General features: G+C 73.3%; 15 protein-coding genes and 1 riboswitch. Of the genes, 6 read left to right on the top strand and 9 right to left on the bottom strand.

Going from position 1 to position 18044, the window contains the following annotated elements; genetic code table 11:
- Positions 1-54 precede the first annotated feature (54 nt).
- Positions 55-297: a hypothetical protein gene (locus tag ONA70_RS03935; RefSeq protein WP_265004940.1), complete on the top strand. Its 243-nt coding sequence runs from the start codon at positions 55-57 to the stop codon at positions 295-297.
- 68 nt (positions 298-365) lie between these two features.
- Here the strand turns inward: ONA70_RS03935 and groL are convergent, their stop codons facing one another.
- From groL to ONA70_RS03920, 3 genes are all read right to left on the bottom strand, one after another.
- Complete coding sequence (gene groL / locus ONA70_RS03930) at positions 366-1988, bottom strand: chaperonin GroEL (RefSeq protein WP_265004939.1); 1623 nt, start codon at positions 1986-1988, stop codon at positions 366-368.
- 274 nt (positions 1989-2262) lie between these two features.
- A complete protein-coding gene (locus ONA70_RS03925) occupies positions 2263-3522 on the bottom strand; it encodes a hypothetical protein (protein ID WP_265004938.1) in 1260 nt (419 codons plus the stop codon).
- 109 nt (positions 3523-3631) lie between these two features.
- Positions 3632-3835, bottom strand: a complete 204-nt coding sequence (locus tag ONA70_RS03920; protein WP_013288855.1) for a cold-shock protein — start codon at positions 3833-3835, stop codon at positions 3632-3634.
- 222 nt (positions 3836-4057) lie between these two features.
- Here ONA70_RS03920 and ONA70_RS03915 point away from each other — a divergent pair, with 222 nt between their 5' ends.
- Positions 4058-4588 (top strand): GNAT family N-acetyltransferase, encoded by a 531-nt coding sequence (locus ONA70_RS03915; RefSeq protein WP_265004937.1) that lies wholly within the window; start codon positions 4058-4060, stop codon positions 4586-4588.
- A gap of 188 nt (positions 4589-4776) precedes the next feature.
- Here the strand turns inward: ONA70_RS03915 and paaN are convergent, their stop codons facing one another.
- The 4 genes from paaN to ONA70_RS03895 form a co-directional block, all read right to left on the bottom strand.
- Positions 4777-6450 (bottom strand): phenylacetic acid degradation protein PaaN, encoded by a 1674-nt coding sequence (gene paaN / locus ONA70_RS03910; protein WP_265004936.1) that lies wholly within the window; start codon positions 6448-6450, stop codon positions 4777-4779.
- Positions 6451-6503: 53 nt separating this feature from the next.
- Positions 6504-7523 (bottom strand): GNAT family N-acetyltransferase, encoded by a 1020-nt coding sequence (locus ONA70_RS03905; protein WP_406601139.1) that lies wholly within the window; start codon positions 7521-7523, stop codon positions 6504-6506.
- A 296-nt stretch (positions 7524-7819) separates the two neighbouring features.
- Complete coding sequence (gene thrC / locus ONA70_RS03900) at positions 7820-9109, bottom strand: threonine synthase (protein WP_265004935.1); 1290 nt, start codon at positions 9107-9109, stop codon at positions 7820-7822.
- A gap of 12 nt (positions 9110-9121) precedes the next feature.
- Positions 9122-9254, bottom strand: a riboswitch (SAM riboswitch).
- A gap of 93 nt (positions 9255-9347) precedes the next feature.
- A complete protein-coding gene (locus tag ONA70_RS03895) occupies positions 9348-10313 on the bottom strand; it encodes a DMT family transporter (RefSeq protein WP_265004934.1) in 966 nt (321 codons plus the stop codon).
- 90 nt (positions 10314-10403) lie between these two features.
- Between ONA70_RS03895 and ONA70_RS03890 the strand changes: the two genes are divergently transcribed.
- Positions 10404-10709, top strand: coding sequence for an ArsR/SmtB family transcription factor (locus ONA70_RS03890; protein ID WP_265004933.1), 306 nt, complete (start codon positions 10404-10406; stop codon positions 10707-10709).
- Between the two features lie 15 nt (positions 10710-10724).
- On the opposite strand, the gene ONA70_RS03885 is transcribed toward ONA70_RS03890, so the two are convergent.
- Positions 10725-11612 carry an ABC transporter permease gene (locus ONA70_RS03885; protein ID WP_265004932.1) on the bottom strand — a complete coding sequence of 296 codons (888 nt, stop codon included), beginning with the start codon at positions 11610-11612 and terminating at the stop codon, positions 10725-10727.
- Positions 11612-14476 carry an alpha/beta fold hydrolase gene (locus tag ONA70_RS03880; RefSeq protein WP_265004931.1) on the bottom strand — a complete coding sequence of 955 codons (2865 nt, stop codon included), beginning with the start codon at positions 14474-14476 and terminating at the stop codon, positions 11612-11614. The genes ONA70_RS03885 and ONA70_RS03880 overlap by 1 nt, the downstream gene beginning before the upstream one ends.
- 434 nt (positions 14477-14910) lie before the next feature.
- Here ONA70_RS03880 and ONA70_RS03875 point away from each other — a divergent pair, with 434 nt between their 5' ends.
- Genes ONA70_RS03875 through ONA70_RS03865 form a run of 3 tightly spaced genes read left to right on the top strand, consistent with a single transcriptional unit; the run spans position 14911 to position 18044 of the window.
- Positions 14911-15372, top strand: coding sequence for a roadblock/LC7 domain-containing protein (locus ONA70_RS03875; protein WP_265004930.1), 462 nt, complete (start codon positions 14911-14913; stop codon positions 15370-15372).
- Entirely contained in the window at positions 15369-15698 is a 330-nt protein-coding gene (locus ONA70_RS03870; protein WP_265004929.1) for a hypothetical protein, read from the top strand. Before ONA70_RS03875 ends, ONA70_RS03870 begins: the two co-directional genes overlap by 4 nt.
- Before the next feature lie 54 nt (positions 15699-15752).
- Entirely contained in the window at positions 15753-18044 is a 2292-nt protein-coding gene (locus ONA70_RS03865) for an AAA family ATPase (RefSeq protein ID WP_265004928.1), read from the top strand.

The following is an 18044-nucleotide window of genomic DNA, read 5'->3' as shown; positions in this document are numbered from 1 at the left end:
TCTGCCGCATAGGTCATCGACCGCCGCCTACCGTCGGGCGTAGAGGAGGCAGCCATGACCACGGAAGACGAACGCACCGACGACCAGCCGGTGAGCTGGCGTCCGGTCGACGAACTCCCCGGGCAACTGCCGTTCGACCGGCTCGACTACGGGGACGCCGAACAGCTCGCGGAGATGACCGGTGGCGGGGAGCCGTACCCCGAGGAAGCGCGGCAACCGGTGGACGAGCCGATCCGCATCGCGCCACCGTACGACCGGGGGCACAAGCGCCGCAACCAGCGGCGGCTGCCGACCTGAGCACGACGGAAGGGGGGCGGACCGCTGACGCGGCCCGCCCCCCTTTCGGCGTGCTGGTGAAGCTGGACTCAGAAGTCCATGTCCCCGCCACCCGGGCCAGCCGGGGCGGCCGGGGTCTTCTCCGGCTTGTCCGCCACGACGGCCTCGGTGGTGAGGAACAGCGCGGCGATCGACGACGCGTTCTGCAGCGCGGAACGGGTCACCTTGGCCGGGTCGATGATGCCCGACGCGAGCAGGTCGACGTACTCGCCGGTCGCGGCGTTGAGGCCGTGACCCGGCTCGATGTTGCGGACGTGCTCGACGACGACGCCACCCTCGAGGCCGGCGTTGACGGCGATCTGCCGCAGCGGGGCGTCCAGCGCGATCTTGACGATCTGGGCGCCGGTCGCCTCGTCGCCGGTCAGGTCCAGCTTGTCGAAGGCGGTCTTGCCGGCCTGCACCAGCGCGACGCCACCACCCGGGACGATGCCCTCCTCGACGGCGGCCTTCGCGTTGCGGACGGCGTCCTCGATGCGGTGCTTGCGCTCCTTGAGCTCGACCTCGGTGGCCGCGCCGACCTTGATCACCGCAACACCGCCGGCCAGCTTGGCCAGGCGCTCCTGCAGCTTCTCGCGGTCGTAGTCGGAGTCGCTCTTCTCGATCTCGGCCCGGATCTGGTTGACCCGGCCCTGGATCTGCTCGGCGTCGCCGGCACCGTCGACGATGGTGGTCTCGTCCTTGGTCACCACGACCTTGCGGGCGCGGCCCAGCATGTCGAGGCCGACGGCGTCCAGCTTGAGGCCGACCTCCTCGCTGATGACCTGGCCACCGGTGAGGATGGCGATGTCGGCCAGCATGGCCTTGCGGCGGTCACCGAAGCCCGGCGCCTTGACGGCGACCGACTTGAAGGTGCCGCGGACCTTGTTGACCACCAGGGTCGCCAGGGCCTCGCCCTCGATGTCCTCGGCGATGATCAGCAGCGGCTTGCCCGACTGCATGACCTTCTCCAGGATCGGGAGCAGGTCCTTCACCGAGGAGATCTTGCTGTTGACGATCAGGAGGTACGGGTCGTCGAAGACGGCCTCCATACGCTCCGGGTCGGTCATGAAGTAGGCGGAGATGTAGCCCTTGTCGAAGCGCATACCCTCGGTGAGCTCGAGCTCCAGGCCGAAGGTGTTGCTCTCCTCGACGGTGATGACGCCTTCCTTGCCGACCTTGTCCATCGCCTCGGCGATGATCTCACCGACGGTGTTGTCACCGGCGGAGATGGACGCGGTGGAGGCGATCTGCTCCTTGGTCTCCACGTCCTTGGCGAGCTTGAGCAGCTCCTCCGAGACGCTGGCCACGGCGGCCTCGATGCCCCGCTTCAGGGCCATCGGGTTGGCGCCGGCGGCGACGTTGCGCAGGCCCTCGCGAACCAGGGCCTGGGCCAGGACGGTCGCCGTCGTCGTGCCGTCACCGGCCACGTCGTCGGTCTTCTTGGCGACCTCCTTGACCAGCTCGGCGCCGATCTTCTCGTACGGGTCCTCGAGCTCGATCTCCTTGGCGATGCTCACACCATCGTTGGTGATGGTGGGGGCACCCCACTTCTTCTCGAGCACGACGTTGCGGCCCTTGGGGCCGAGGGTCACCTTGACGGCGTCAGCGAGCTGGTTCATGCCCCGCTCGAGGCCGCGGCGCGCCTCTTCGTCGAACGCGATCATCTTGGCCATACGGCGTTGTCCTCCTGGACACTCACGGGCCACCCGGAGATCCCCGGATGGGCCGCCTGGTGTACGCACCTTGGGGACGTCGCCACCTGGCGACGACGACGTCTCCTCGGTCGGGCCGGACAGCCCGCGACGACCGGCCTCGTGCCGCTCCGACGCCATCGAGACGCCGGCGCGGCCGTGGCCCTACCGCCCCGACCATTGGCACTCACCATACGCGAGTGCCAATGACCTGTTTAGCACTCTCCCTAGCCGAGTGCAAGCACGATGGCCCCGCTCAGCCGAGTTCCGCGGCGAGTCGGGCGACGTTCACCGGTCCTTCCTGGGCCCGCTGCTCGGCGTACGTGACGACCAGCCCGACGAGCTGGGCCAGATAGGCCGGGGTGACCACCACGGCGCTCAGCACGGCCACCAGGACGGCGCCCACCGCGGTGCCCGGAGCGTCCATCGGGTCCACCCCGAAAGCCAGCTGGCTGACCGCCTCCAGCACGCCGTTGACCAGGGCCGCGACGATGAGCACGGCCACGACCAGGGCGACCCGGCCCAGCACCATGCCGAGCCGCCGGTGCAGCATCCCGAACGAGCGGCCGATCGGGTCCTGCCGCTCGAAGAGGTAGACCGGACCGAACAGGGCGATCGCGAAGATCACGTAGATCCCCGGGAGAAGACAGGCGCAGACGCCCACCATGATCAGCAGCGAGGCGAGGACCGTCCAGCCCCACAGCCCGATCGCCCGGCGCCAGCCGTACCGGAAGGCGGACCCGACGGTGACCCGCTCGCCGGCCGCCTGCCGGGTGACCAGCCAGGTGCCGGCGGCCCAGCCCGCCGCCTGGAGCGGGCCGAAGAGCAGGGCGGCGAGCAGCACCAGGCCGTAGAAGGCGAACACGCTCCCGAGATCGGGCAGCACCGGGGCGCTGTCCGGCCCGGACGTGACCTCCGCGGACGGGGCGGCGCCGATGGAGAGGATCCCGATCACCGCCGCCGGCACCGCCTGGGTGAGCAGCATGATCGGCAGCAACTGTCGCCAGCCCCGGCGCAGCGCGCCGGTGCACCGGGCGAACCAGCCGCCGAACCCCGCGTACGGGGGCGGGACCAGCGGGTCTTCCGGGTCGACCCCCGGGTACCAGCCGTAGGGCTGGCCGGGGTACACGCCGCCCGGCACGGGAGCCGGCCAGCCCCAGTTGTGCGGCTGGTTCGCCGGATCGGGGTAGGCCCCGCCCGGCACCGGGCCGGCCGCCGTCGGCCAGGCCCAGCCAGGTGGCTGGCTCAGCGGACCGCCCGGGTACGCTCCCCAGGGCTGCTCGTCCGGCGCGGCCGGATACCCCGGCTGGCCGGGCGCGGTGAACCCCGGCGCGGGCTGACCTGGCAACGTCGGATCCGTCGGGGTGGGTTGTCCGGACGTGGCGGGGTGGTCCGTGCGCCCCGGCGTCGACACCGGCCCGGAGACCGGCGGTGTCGACGGGCTCGGGTCGGCCGGCGTACCGGACGACGCCGGGAGCACCGGCTCGGTGGAGCCCGACGAGGGCTGGTCGGACATGAACCCTCCTCAGCGACGATGGCTGGAACGGCTCACGATCTTCCCTGGTGCGCGCCCGCACCGCAGCCCCCTGATCGGGGTGAAAATCCGCCGGAGGGCGGCGGACCGGTCAGGCGATGACGCGGACCCGCTCTGCCTGCGGGCCCTTCTGGCCCTGGGCGATCTCGAACTCGACCCGCTGGCCGTCGTCCAGCGCCTTGTAGCCGTCCATCTCGATCGCGGAGAAGTGGACGAAGACGTCCTGCCCGCCGTCGACGGCGATGAAGCCGTAGCCCTTTTCGGCGTTGAACCACTTGACGGTGCCCTGTGCCACGGTGCACTTCCTCACTCTGCGCGGCGTTCCACAATCCGGAGGCCGGCAGACCGGCACCGGTGGACCACCGGTTCGGCGATCGGCGATGGCCGCTGAATCGGTGACCGAAATCGCACGCTACACGAGGCGTGACGACGGCGCACGACCACAAATCGGGCATATTCCGGCCGGCATCCGCCCCGGGTGGGCGCCCCCCGGCGGCCCTCAGGTATGCATTGCGGCATGACCAGCGCGCCCACCATGACCGCGGCGGGTACCGCGGCCGTTCGCCGGGTCCGCCCGCAGGACGCTGCCCGGATGCGGGCGCTGCGGCTGGAGATGCTCGCCGACTCGCCGCTGGCGTTCCTGGAGACCGTGGCGGAGGCGGCCGCCCGCCCGCACGCCGAGTACGCGGCCCGGATCGCCGCGGTCTCCCAGGGCGGCGCCTCCGCCCAGTTCGTCGCCGATCCGGGCGGCCGCTTCGTCGGGCACGCCGGCGGCATCGCCGCCCCGGACGAACCGGGGCTGACCATCGTCTACGCCGTCTACCTCAACCCGGCCTGGCGGGGCAACGGGCTGCTCGACGCGCTCGTCGACGAGGTGGCGGCCTGGTCCCGGGCCTGCGGCCGGCCGGAGCTGATGATGGAGGTGGTGGTCGGCAACGAGCGCGCCTACCGGGCCTACCAGAGGCTCGGCTTCGAGGACACCGGCAACCGCGTCCCCCACCCCAAGATCCCCACCCTCAGAGAACTCCAGATGCGCCGCCCCGCGTAAAACCCCACCCCGCTGAACGTGGACCCTTCCCAGGGCGGTCACCCCTGAGATCACCCACCCCCGACCGCCGGCCGAAGCCACCCGACCAGAGCGACACGGGAAGGTTTCCGGGGGGAGCCCGCCCGCGGAAGGATCAAGCCTGACCGCCTGGAGCGGGTGGGCTCCCCCCGGAAACCCCAACAGCAACCTCAGACGTGCCGCCGCGACTGCACGATCCGGAAACGATTGGCCACGTAAGCCCCATCGGTCAACGCCGAATTCGCCGCCGGGTTCGCCCCCGAACCATGGAAGTCCGAGAATGCCGCCGACTGGTTCACGAACACCCCGCCGGTCAGGTTGCAGGACAGGTGCACCCCGGCGTCGATCGCCGCCGCCTCGGCCGCGTCGAGCACCGCCTCGTCCGTGGAGTAGACACCTGCGGTGAGCGCACCCTTCTCCCCCACCGTCGAGCGCAGGATGTCCAGGCTGTGCGCCGTGGAGTCGGTGGCGATGGCGAACGAGATCGGCCCGAACCACTCCCGCGAGTAGGTCGCGGTGTCCGCCGCGTCCAGCTTCACGATGGTCGGGGTACGCACCACCGCGCCCGGGAAGGACGGGTGCTCCACGGTCCGCGACTCCAGCACCGGTTCGCCGACCTTGGTCACCTCCTCCAGCCGCTCCAGCACGCCGTCGTTGACGATCGCGCCGGTCAGCTCGACGCCTCGGGCCGGGTCGGCGGTGAGCTTGCCGACCGCCGCCGCGATGCCGGCGGCCACCTCGTCGAAGCTCTTGTGCCCCTGGTCGGTCTCGATGCCGCCCCGGGGGATGAGCAGGTTCTGCGAGGTGGTGCACATCTGCCCGCTGTACAGGGTGAGCGTGAAGCCCAGGTTGCGGCAGAGGCCGACGAAGTCGTCGGTGGAGTCGATCACCACCGTGTTCAGGCCGGCCTTCTCGGTGTAGACGGCGGCCTGCCGGGCGTTGGCCTCCAGCCAGTCGCCGTACTCGGTGGAGCCGGTGAAGTCGACGATCTTCACGGCCGGGTGCAGGGCCAGGGAGGAGGCGAGCTTCTCGTCCGCCGCCTCGGGCGCGAGCTGCACCAGGTTCGGGTCGAAGCCGGCCTCGGCGAGCACCTGGCGGGCGTACTTCACGGTGATGGCCAGGGGCAGCACGGCGCGCGGGTGCGGCTTGACGACCACCGGGTTGCCGGTGACCAGCGAGGCGAAGAGCCCCGGGTACGAGTTCCAGGTCGGGAAGGTGTTGCAGCCGATCACCAGCGCCACGCCGCGCGGCACCACGTGGAACGTCTTGCTCATCCGCAGCGGGTCGCCCTTGCCGGCGGCCTTCTCCCAGCCGGCCGTCCCCGGGTGGCGGGTCATCTCGGCGTACGCGTAGGCGATCGCCTCCAGCGCCCGGTCCAGCGCGTGCGCGCCGCCGGCCTGGAAGGCCATCACGAACGCCTGGCCGCTGGTGAACTGCACCGCGTTGGCCAGCTCGAACACGTTCTTGTGCAGCCGGTCGAGGATCTCCAGGCAGACGCCCACCCGGGCCTGCGGACCGGCGTCGCGCCAGCCGGGCAGGGCGGCGGTGGCGGCGCCCACCAACTGGTCGGCGCCGGCGTGCGGGTAGCGCGCGTTCAGGTCCACGCCGAACGGGCTGACCTCGGTGGCGACGGTCCCGCCGTCACCCGTCTGGTCGAGCGGGAAGTCGGCGTTCAGGTACGCCTCGAAGGCGGCCTTGCCGTCGGCGGCGGCGGTCTCGCCGTAGACCCGGGGGCTCGGCGACTCGGGATAGGCGGACCAGTACCCGCGCTCCGTGATCGCGGTCAGCGCCCGGTTGAGGGTGTCGGCGTGCCTGTCGTACAGGGGGTGCGGGGTCTCCGTCATGCCCGCCATCATGCAACAGGAAGCCACCAGATCAGTAGGGGCCTGTCACAAACTCAGATCGTCAACTGCCAGTCCGTCGAGCCGGCCGCCGGCCGGAAGCCGAGTTGCTCGTTGATCGCGATCATGTGCGTGTTCTCCGCCGCGTTGTAGGTGTCGATCACGCGCAGCCCCGGCTCGTGGGACAGCGTGTGCTCCAGGTTCTCGGCCTTGCAGAGCAGGCCGAGCCGGTGGCCGCGATGCGCCGGGTCGACGATGGTGATCTGCTGCCAGGCGTGCTGGACGCTGCTCGCCTCGAGGCTGAGCTGGCTCCAGGCGACCAGCCGGCCGGACGCCTCGTGCACCGCGCCGGCGTTGTACCGGCGGACGCCCCGGGCGTCCAGCGCCCGCTCCACGCCCCGGATGCGCTCCGCGTCCATCTTCTCCTGCTCCCACGCCAACTCCCCGAGCGGGGCGTCGAGCAGCAGCCGGCCCTCCAGGTGGGCGACGTCGGCGACGTGCTCCTCGGGGACATGATCGCCCCAGCGGACCGTGCGGTAGCCGGCCGCGGCCGCGCGGGCATCCGCCAGCAGGGACGCCAGCCGGGGCCGGTCGAGCGTGGTGACGTCGAGCCGGCGGCGGACGTCGGCGAGTGCCGGCCGCGCGCCGACGGCGGCGGCGAAGGCCGCACCGGGCAACTCCCGGTTCTCCGCACCGGGCAGCGGGGTGACGGTCGAGCCGACCATTCGCTTGCCGCCGTGCTCCCGCAGCACCGTCCGGCCGTGCTCGTGCAGCGCGCGCCCCACCCCGCGCCGCCGGTACGCCGGGTCCACCACCAGCTCGACGCTGGCGTTCTCGGTGTTGTCGAGGGTGTGCAGGTACAGCCGGAGCCAGCCGACGGGCACCCCGTCGAGGCGGGCCACCGACCAGCGGGTGTCGATGCCGGGCATCGGGTGCCACAGCGGCGCCTCGAAGCGGCGCCGGCACGGCGGAGGAAGGTCGGGTTCGTCCGCGCTCTGGGCCGCCACCGCGATCCGGTACACCGCGTCGAGAGTCGGCTGATCGTTCGGGTCGAGCGGCGTGACGGAGATGGCCATACGGGTGAGCCTGCGGCACGCACGGCGAAGGGGCCAGCGGTTTTCCGCCGGCCCCTTCGGACGTTGGTCGGGAGGGACGTCCGCACAACGCCTCCGGCGTTGGGTCGCAAGAACTTAAAAAGTCTTCGGCGGATGCCCTCCCGCACCGAGCATCTTGCGCCGTCCGGTTCCTGCCGTCAAGTCCTTGTCGGCGGGTTTTCCACACTCACAGCAAATCGCCAGTTACCCACCGGATCTCCCCGATCCCCCGCCCGGGCGATCCGCGCCTCCCCCGCGCGGATGAGTTGACCAGGAGCTCAGCCGAGGAGGCCGGCGTCGCGGGCGGCGCGCAGCGACGGCTTGATGCGGTGGGTGGGGCCGACCTGGGCGGCCACCGCGTCGAGGGTCTTCAGGCCCTCACCGGTGTTGAAGACGACGGTCTCCGCGGCCGGGTCGAGCTTTCCGGACGCCACCAGCTTGCGGAGCACGGCCACGGTGACCCCGCCGGCGGTCTCGGCGAAGACGCCGGTGGTCCGGGCCAGCAGCCGGATGCCGGCCCGGATCTCGTCGTCGTCGGCGTACTCCATCCAGCCACCGGTGCGGCGTACCGCCTCAAGGGCGTAGAGGCCGGCGGCCGGGTCGCCGATGTTCAGCGACTTGGCGATGCCGGTCGGCTTGACCGGGGTGATGGTGTCGCTGTCCGCGTGCAGCGCGGTGGCGATCGGGTTGCAGCCGGCGGACTGGGCGCCGAACACTTTCCAGCCGCCGGCCGGCGCCTCGACCAGGCCGATCTCGACCAGCTCGGAGAACGCCTTGTCGATCTTCGTGAGCAGCTCGCCGCTGGCCATCGGGATGACCACCTGAGCCGGGATCCGCCAGCCGAGCTGCTCGGCCACCTCGTACCCGAGGGTCTTGGAGCCCTCGGCGTAGTAGGGCCGGACGTTGACGTTGACGAAGGCGGTGTCCTCGAACTCGTCGGTCTCCACCAGCTCGCCGCAGAGCCGGTTCACGTCGTCGTACGAGCCGTCGATGGCGACCAGGTCGCCGCCGTAGACGGCGGTGGTCACCACCTTGCCCTGCTCCAGGTCGCTGGGGATGAAGACCACCGACGGCACCCCGGCCCGGGCCGCGTGGGCGGCCACCGAGTTGGCCAGGTTGCCGGTGGAGGCGCAGGCGTACCGGGTGAAGCCGAGCGCGCGGGCGGCGGTCAGCGCCACCGACACCACCCGGTCCTTGAACGAGTGGGTCGGGTTGCCGCTGTCGTCCTTGACCCAGAGCGGCGCGGTGAAGCCCAGCTCGGCGCCGAGGTGCGGGGCCGCGACCAGCGGGGTCAGCCCCGGGTCGAGGGCCACCCGGGTGGCCGGGTCCTGGCCGGCGGGGAGCAGGGCGGCGTACCGCCAGAGGTTCTTCGGGCCGGCCTCGATCTGTTCCCGGGTGACGGCGGCCAGGGCCGCGGCGTCGTAGTCGACCTCCAGCGGGCCGAAGCACTCGTAGCAGGCGTGCTGCGCGGCGAGCGGGTAGCGCGCGGAACAGGCGCGACAGACCAGGGCGCGGGCCGGGCTGAGGGTGGTGTCGATGCCGGACGGGGCGGGAAGGATCGACGTCATGTCGAGGAGTTCCTCTCATCTTTCCCCGCATCGCCTCGTGCGGCGGGGACGGAATTGGCACCTGCCCGGCGTCGCTCGTCGTCGAGCGCGCGGGTGGTTGCCGGGGCGTCGTCGGGCCGTATCCCTCAGCCCCTCTGGATGAGGTATGCAGTTGTGCCGCCGAGTCTATGCCCAGTCACCGCGCCCGCCACCCGGGGTTCCCACGGTGTGAGCCGGCGAGCCCACCCGCCCGCCTGGCTCAGCGGGCGATGGCGGCGACGGGATCGACGACCGCCGGGCGGTCGACCACCGCGGCCGGGGCGGGGGTGGCGGGGGCCTTGCGGGTACGGGTGGCGAGGTTGGCGGCGACCAGGGCGGCGATGGTCAGCGCCGCGCCGATCAACTCCACCGCGCCGGGCCGGTAGCCGCGCAGGATCTGCACCAGGAACGTGGTCACCGGGACCAGGTTCATGAACAGCGCGGCGTCGGCCGCGCCGAGCCGGCGTACCCCGGTGTTCCAGGCCAGGACCGCGAGCACCGCGGCGACGACCACCGCGTACGCCAGCTGCGGGGCGATCGCGACGAGGTCGGCGGCGGCCGGCGCGTGCTGGAGCCCGGTGAGGTCGGCGACGGCGCTGGCGGCGACCATGGCGAGCGTGCCGGCGATGGCGGTCAGCGTGGTGTAGCGCAGCGGGGAGTACTCGGGGAAGCGGCTCGCGCCGTGGGTGTAGATAGCCCAGCCGAGCACCGCGCCGATCATGAGCAGCCCGCCGACGCCGAACTGGCCCAGCCCGTCGAGCCGGCCGCGGGTGATCACCAGGCCGACCCCGACCAGGGCGGCCAGCGACAGGCCGAGCAGCACCGGCCGGGGGCGGACGCCGTCGCGCGCCCAGCGGACGAGCTGGGTGGCCAGCGGGGTGGTGGCGGCGAAGAGGGCGATCTGCTGCGGCGCGGCGTGGCCGAGGGCGAGGTTGGTCAGCACGTTGAAACCGGCGAACCCGATCACCCCGAGCAGCACCACCTCGACCCCGCGCCCGAGGGCGCGGAGGGCGGCCAGCCCCTCCCGGGCCAGCAGCAGGGCGAGCAGCACCGCGGTGGCGAGCACGTACCGGGCGGTGGTCAGGTTGAGCGCGTCCACCCGGGCGAGCGCGCTGGCCAGGACGGGGAACATGACGCCCCAGCTCAACACGGCGAAGAGCGGGAAGGCGGCGTGACGAGGACGCATCACAGCTCCAATGTTCGAGTGTCGTCGAACCAACGACACCGACCATAGGAGGTTGTTCGACGGATGTCGAACATGGGTTACCCTGGTCACATGGAGCTGCACGAGCCCGAGCTGCGGGACGTACCGGTCACGACCGTGCTGGCGGCCCTGGCCGATGACGTCCGGCTGCAGATCGTCCGGGCGCTCGCCGAGGGCGGCGAGTACGCCTGTGGCACCTTCGAGTTCGGGGTCTCCAAGGCGACCCGCAGCCACCACCTCAAGGTGCTGCGCGAGGCCGGCCTGACCCGCACCCGGGTCGCCGGCACCAGCCGGTACGTCCGGCTGCGCCGCGACGAGCTGGACCGCCTCTACCCGGGGCTGCTCGACGCGGTCCTCACCGCGCCCGCAGGCGCCTGAACAACCGCTCCGGGTTCAGCTGGTGACGTCCTTGCGGGTGAAGCGCCAGAAGGCGAGGCTCCAGAACAGGGTGGCGTAGACGATCGCCGAGACGGCGCCGCGTACCACGTCGTCGGTCTGCACCGGGGTGGACAGCAGCCCCAGCCAGGCGCTGCTGTAGTGGGTGGGCAGCAGCGCGCGCAGCCCGCCCAGCGCGGTGATCTGGTCCAGGATGCTGGAGAGGATCCAGAGCAGCACCGCCCCGCCGACCGCGCCGAGCGCCGCGTCCGTGGTCACCGAGAGCAGGAACGCCAGGCCGGCCACCACCAGCAGGACGACGGCCAGATAGCCGAGCACGGCGAACAGGCGGACCAGCCCGTCGGCCGGGGACAGTTCGGCGGCGACCTGGCTGCGCAGCGGGGACCAGCCGTACCGGAGGGTGCCGGCGAGCAGCGCGGTGCCGAAGAGCAGCAGCAGGGCCAGCGCCGAGTACGCGAGCGCCACCAGCAGCTTCACCGCCAGCAGCCGGGCCCGGGGCACCGGGATCGCCAGCAGGTAGCGCAGGCTGCCCCAGCTCGCCTCGCTCGCCACCGTGTCCCCGCAGAACAGCGCCACCACCACGACCAGCAGGAAGGACGAGGAGACGAAGAGCGCGAAGAGGGTGAAGTTCAACCCGCCCCCGGTGGCCAGGTCCACCAGGCTGCCGAACTCGTTGTTCCGGTTCCGGTCCGCGTTGCCGGAGTTGAACTCGAACGCGACCAGGATGATCAACGGCAGCAGCACCATGAACCCCAGCGTGAGCTGGGTCCGCCGCCGGGACGCCTGCCGGCGGAACTCGGCCAGGAAGGGCAGCGTCGCGGCGGGCCGGTAGCCCGCCGCCGCGCCGGCCCGGGCCACCGCGCCCACCGAGGTCGACTGTCCCATCACCGGTCCCCGCTTCCCCGAGAGTTCTCGCCGACCAGGGCGAGGAACGCGTCCTCCAGGCGGCGCCGGGGCACCACCCGGTCCACTCCGATGCCGGCCCGGACCAGCTCGGCCACCACCTCGCTGCGGGCGGTGCCGTTGGTGTCCACCACCAGCCCGCCGTCGCCGTCGGGCAGCACCCGTACGCCGGTCAGCCGGTCGAGCACGGTCCGGGCGGCGTCCGGGTCGCTCACGTCGAACAGCACGCTCGGCGACTCGCCGACGATCTCCTCGACCGGGCCCGAGGCGACGATCCGGCCCTTGTTCACCACCACCGCGTGGGTGCAGGTCTGCTCCACCTCGGCCAGCAGGTGGCTGGAGACGAGCACCGCCCGGCCATCGGTGGCGTACCGCCGGAGCACCCGGCGCATCTCGGCGATCTGCGGCGGGTCCAGGCCGTCCGTCGGCTCGTCGAGCACCAGCAGCTCGGGCAGGCCGAGCATGGCCTGCGCGATGGCCAGCCGCTGGCGCATGCCGTGGCTGTAGTTCTTCGTCCTCCGGTTGACCGACGAGCCCAGCCCGGCGATCTCCAGCGCCTCGTCGAAGTGCGCGTCCGCCCACGGCCGCCCGGTCGCCCGCCAGTACGCCTTCAGGTTGTCCAGGCCGGACAGGTGCGGCAGGAAGCCGGGCCCCTCCACCAGCGCGCCGATCCGGGAGAGCACCGGCGAGCCGGGCACCAGCCGGTGCCCGAACACGTAGATCTCACCGGCGGTGGGCTGGGTCAGCCCCATCAGCACCCGCAGGGTGGTGGTCTTGCCGGCACCGTTCGGGCCGAGCAGGCCGACGACCTGACCGGGGTGCACCTCGAAGTCGACGTGGGAGACGGCGACGAAGCCGTCCGCGTACTCCTTGCGCAGTTCCCGGACGGCGAGCGGGACGTCCGCGTACTCCGGGTGGACGGAGCTGTCCTGGCGGCGGTGCCGGCGGCGGACGACCAGGACGACCACCAGGAGCCCGACCGCGATGGCGGCGAGCAACCCGGCCAGCACCCAGCGCCAGATCGCGGCCGAGGTGGGGATCGGCTGGGCGTCGACGGTGGGCACCGCCAACGGCCCGTCGCCCAGGGCCACCTGGTAGACGGCCGGCTCGGCCGGGGTGGCGTACGCCTGGTCGGAGGTGGCGACCACGAGCCGCAGCCGGTGCCCGGCCTCGATCCGCCGGACGATGGCCGGCAGGGTCACGGCGACCGGCTGGGCGGCCTCGACGGTACGCGGCAGGCCGGTGAGCCGGACCGGGGCGACCAGGCCGTCGGGCAGGGTGGCCGCGCCCTTCGGGTCGACGTCGTAGAGCTTGACGAACAGCACCGCCTCGCCGGTGGGTGAGGCCGCCCGGATCCGCACGGTCGGCGCGCCGACCACGTCGACCGGCTCGTCCAGCGGGGCGGACTCGAACCGGGCGTGCTGGCCGGGGATGTCGCCGGCAACCCCGCTCACCAGGGAGCCGAGCGCCCCGGCGAACGGCACCGAGGAGATCGCCCCCGGGTTCCCGTTGGGCGGGTTGGCGACCATCTGGGCCGGGCCGCTCAGCGCGACGTCCCGGCGGGACTGCCCGGTCACCCCCGGATAGTCGGTGATCTTGTAGCCGGTGGCCACCAGGCCTCGGTCGAGCGCGTCGAACCCGGCGATCCGGGAGAAGGTGAAGCCCTGGCCGGGTGCCGCGCCCTCGCCCTTGACGTAGTGGTCGAGCCACTGCGCGGTCAGGAACTTCACCCGGTCCGAATCGGACGTGGGTCCCGCGCCGCCGTCGTGGCCGCCGGTGAACCAGGCGACCCGGACCGGGGTGCCGGCGGCGGCGATGCCGCGCGCGTTGGCGTCCGCCTCGGTGAGCGGGAAGAGGGTGTCCGCCTCCCCCTGCACCAGCAGGGTGGGGGCCTTGATCCGGTCCAGCACGCCGGCCGGGGAGGACCGCCGGAGCAGGTCCACCGCCGCCTGGTCGGCCCGGCCGGTGGTGGCGATCCGCAGGTACGCGGCGCAGACCTCGGCGGCGAACCGGCCGCAGGCCGGGTCGGCCGCGCCGCCGGGGGCCCGGCCGGGGCCGGTGCCGGGCCCGGCGCCGGGCTGTGGGCTGGGCGCGCCGGCCGAGGCGGGTGCGCCCTCGGGCTGGCCGGCGGTGCTGCCGGAGACGCCGGACGGACCGGAGCCCGCGTTCCCGCCGCCGCCGAAGAAGATGCCGGCCCAGCCCTTCTTGAACACACCGTCGGTGGGCGCCCGGCCGGTGCTCTCCGGCAGGAACGCCCGGGACAGGTCGTTCCAGGTGATCATGGGGACGATCGCGTCGACCCGGGGGTCCTGGGCGGCCAGCAGCAGCGCCAGGCCGCCGCCGTACGAGCCGCCGACCACCCCCACCCGGGGGTCGCCGGCGGCGTCGAGGCGGATGTCCGGGCGGGCGGCGAGCCGGTCGAGCAGCCGGGATGCGTCCCGTACCTCGTAGTCCGGGCTGTCCAGGTGGATCTCGCCGCCGCTGCGGCCGAACCCGCGGGCAGTCCAGGTGAGCACCGCGTACCCCTGGGCGACCAGGTCCTCGGCGTCGGTGCGCACCGACTCCTTGGTGCCGCCGAAGCCGTGCGCCAGCAGGACGGCCGGCACCCGGTGCCCGGACGAGGCGTCCTCGGGCAGGTAGAGCGTGGTGTCCAGGTCGACCGGCTGGTTCCCGTCCGGTCCGGACCGGACGGTCACCACGGCCGACTCGGCCCGGAAGCCGGGTCGCTGCGGCCGGGCCGCCCAGGCCACGGCGGCGGCCGCCAGGACCACCACCACCGTCGCGGCGACGACCCGGCGACGGCGGGTGCCCAGGGCACGCCGGGCAGCGTCCAGCGGTGATCTCATGCGGCACACGGTACGGCCCGGAACCTGAGCGTCGCCTGAGATCCGCCGTACGTCCGTCCGGTTGCACCGTTCGGTGCGCGACGTCCGTCGACCGCCGACGGTAAAGAGGTATCTCAGTGGCATGAATTCGAATTCCGCGAATTCACATCTACGCTCGCGAATCACCGCCGATCCGGGCATCCCGACGACCACCCGGGACGCTGTGTGTCGGAACGATCAGCGCCAGGTGACCCGGCCCGAACTGACGCGAAGCCGACTCGACGCCGGCGGTCATACCCGGACGCGGTCGGCTAATTTCCGGTCCGGTGAACGGGACCGCGTACGGCGACTGCCGGCCACCGGAGCGTCACCCGCCGTCGCCGCAGGAGACAGACCATGACCGTCGCCCCGCGCGACGTCAGTCCAGACCGCCGTTACGAAGAGGACCGCCCACGGTGACCAGCCCCTTCCTGCACGACAACGTCGCCCGGAACAGCACCGAACTCAGCCCGGAGGCGCGCACCTTCAACTGGCTGCTCGACTCGTTCACCTCCAGCACGGCCGGGGTCATCGAGGCGATCGCGGTCTCCGCGGACGGGCTGCTGATGGCGATGTCCGCCAGCAAGGACCGGTCCAACGCGGAGCGGCTCGCCGCGGTGGTCTCCGGCATGACCAGCCTCGCCGGCGGCGCCGCCAACTGGTACTCGCTGGGCGGCCTCAACCGGGTGATCGTGGACATGACCGACGGCTACCTGCTGATCAGCGCGATCAGCAGCGGTTCGGTGCTCGGGGTGGTCGCCGACCGCTCGGCGAACCTCGGCACCGTGGCGTACGAGATGACGCTCTTCGCCGGCCGGGCGGGCGGGGCGCTGAGCCCCAAGCTGATCGCCGAGCTGAGGGACGCCGTCCACCGATGAGGGGAGACCTGGACGACACACTGGCCCGGCTGGCGCGCCGCGAGGACGCGCTGCGCCGCCGAGGGGCGGCGCCCGGGGACGAGCCCGGCCGCGGCGAGGACGGTGCCGTGGCGGCACCGACCGGGCGGGACGGGTACGGCGCGTACCGGCTGCGCGGGGGGACCCGCCCCGAGCAGCGGGATCCGGTCCGGGAGATCGCCGAGGCGGTCCGCCAGGTGGTCGCCGAGCACCCCGGGCTGGCGGTGACCCTGCGGGTGGAGCAGGGCGGGCAGGCGTACCCGCTGCGGGTCGCCTGGTCAGGCGCGGAGGTACGGGTCGGGCGCTGAGCCGGCGGGACACGCTGCGGCCACCAGGTGGTGCCGGCGGCTACTGTCGGGCGGGTGGCGGAACCCGACCTGACCCTCACCGCGAGCCTGCGGCCGGCGGCGCTGGACGCCCGGCGGGGCGTCGTCCGCCTGCACCCCGAGGTGCTGACCGCGCTGGCGCTGCGCCCCGGCGACCCGGTCCGGCTGGCCGCCCGCCGGGTGACCGCCGGTGTCGTGGCGGCGGCCGAGCCGACGGCGAGCACCGCCCTGCTCTACGCCGACGACCTGCTGCTCGGCAACCTCGGCATCAGGGACGGCGGCCAGGTGACGGTGAGCCCCCTGCCGGTCACTCCGGCCCGCCGGGTGACCCTGGCCGGGCCGGTCGGGGTGGTCGCCGCGGTCTCCCCGGAGATGCTCCGTCTCGCCCTGCTCGGCAAGGTGGTCACCGCCGGGGACGACGTGTCGCTGCTGCCCCAGGACGTGCTCCCCGACGCCTCGGTCCGCGGGCTGGTCGAGGCCGCGCGCCGCAGCCTCGCCAACTCCGTCGGGTACGCCTGGACGAGCACCCTGCTCACCGTGGTCGCGGCCGAGCCGGAAACGGGTGCGCTGGTCACCATGGACACCGTGGTCGGCTGGGAGCACGGGCCGGCCACCACCGGGGCGGCCCGGTCGACCGGCCCGACCCCGGGCACCGCCTCCCCCACCGGCTGGGCGGGCCCGACACCGGCGACCGGATCGGGTGCGCCGGCCGGCCCGGACGGTGCCCGGCCGGTCGCCGCGGCCGTCGGTCTGGTCGGCCCCGAGGACGCGCCGGACGTGGACGAGCTGCCCGGGCTGCGGTCCCAGGCCGAGCAGCTGACCGAACTGCTCGACCTGGGCTTCCACCACCGGGAGGTGCTGAGCCGGCTCGCTACCGAGGTCTCGCTCGGCGTGCTGCTCAGCGGGCCGGCCGGCTCGGGCAAGTCGGCGCTGGTCCGCGCGGTCGCCGCCCGGGTACGCGCCCGGGTGTTGCCGGTCTGGGCGCCCGAGCTGGCCGCGCTGAGCAACGACGCGGCGGCCCGCCGGCTGCGGGAGGCCGCCCAGGTGGTCCGCGCCAACCGCCCCGCCGTGCTGCTGGTGACCGACGTGGAGGCGCTGGCCCCGGCCGACGAGCCCGGCCCGCTGGCCACCGTGTTCCGGCAGGTCGTCGCCGAGACGGTCCGAGCCGGTACGGCCGTGGTCTGCACCACCGGCCGGCCCGAGGCGGTGGACCCCGCGCTGCGCGCCCCGGACCTGCTCTCGCTACGGATCACCGTGCCGCTGCCCGACCACGCGCTACGTCGGGAGCAGTTGACCGTGCTCACCCGGCAGGTGCCGCTGGCCGAGGACGTCCGGCTGGACGAGGTCGCGGGGCGTACGCCGGGGTTCGTCGCCGCCGACCTGGCCGCGCTGGTCCGCGAGGCCGGGGTGCGGGCGGCGCTGCGGCAGAAGGCGGCCGAGACGCCGACGGTGGCGATGGCCGACTTCACCGCGGCACTGGAGGTGGTCCGGCCCACCACGATGGCGGCGTCCACGCTGGAGCTGGCCTCGGTCACCCTCGACGACGTCGGCGGGCTGCACGAGGTCAAGGAGACGTTGACCGAGTCGGTGCTCTGGCCACTGACCTACCCGGACACCTTCGCCCGGCTGGGCGTGACCCCGCCGCGCGGGGTGCTGCTCTACGGACCGCCCGGCTGCGGCAAGACCTACCTGGTCACCGCCCTGGCCGGCTCCGGCCGGGCGAACGTGCTGTCGGTGAAGGGCGCGGAGTTGCTCTCCAAGTGGGTGGGCGAGAGCGAGCGCGCGGTCCGCGAACTGTTCCGCCGGGCCCGTGAGGCCGCGCCCACCCTCGTCTTCCTGGACGAGGTGGACGCCCTCGCCCCGGTGCGCGGCCAGGCCACCGACGGGGGTACGACCGACCGGGTGGTCGCCGCGCTGCTGACCGAGCTGGACGGGGTGGAGGCGCTACGGAACGTGGTGGTGGTCGGGGCGACGAACCGACCCGACCTGGTCGACCCGGCGCTGCTCCGCCCCGGGCGGCTGGAACGCCTGGTGTACGTGCCGCCGCCGGACGGTCCGGCCCGGGCGGAGATCCTCCGCGCCGCGTCCCGCGACGTCCCGCTCGCCTCCGACGTGGACCTGGCCGCGCTCGGCGAGGAGCTGGCCGGCTTCTCGGCCGCCGACTGCGCGGCGCTGGTCCGCGAGGCGGCGCTCGCCGCGATGCGCGAATCGCTGACCGCCACCACGGTCACCGCCGTCCACGTGGCGGCGGCCCGCACCCGCGTCCGCCCCTCCCTCGACCCCGCCCAACTGGCCCACCTCGAGGCCTACGCCGCCACCCACCGCTGA

This window comes from Micromonospora yasonensis (genome assembly GCF_026013475.1).
GTDB lineage: Bacteria > Actinomycetota > Actinomycetes > Mycobacteriales > Micromonosporaceae > Micromonospora > Micromonospora yasonensis.
The sequence above is the reverse complement of the archived record's forward strand: the minus strand, read 5'-3'. Positions and strand labels throughout refer to the sequence as shown.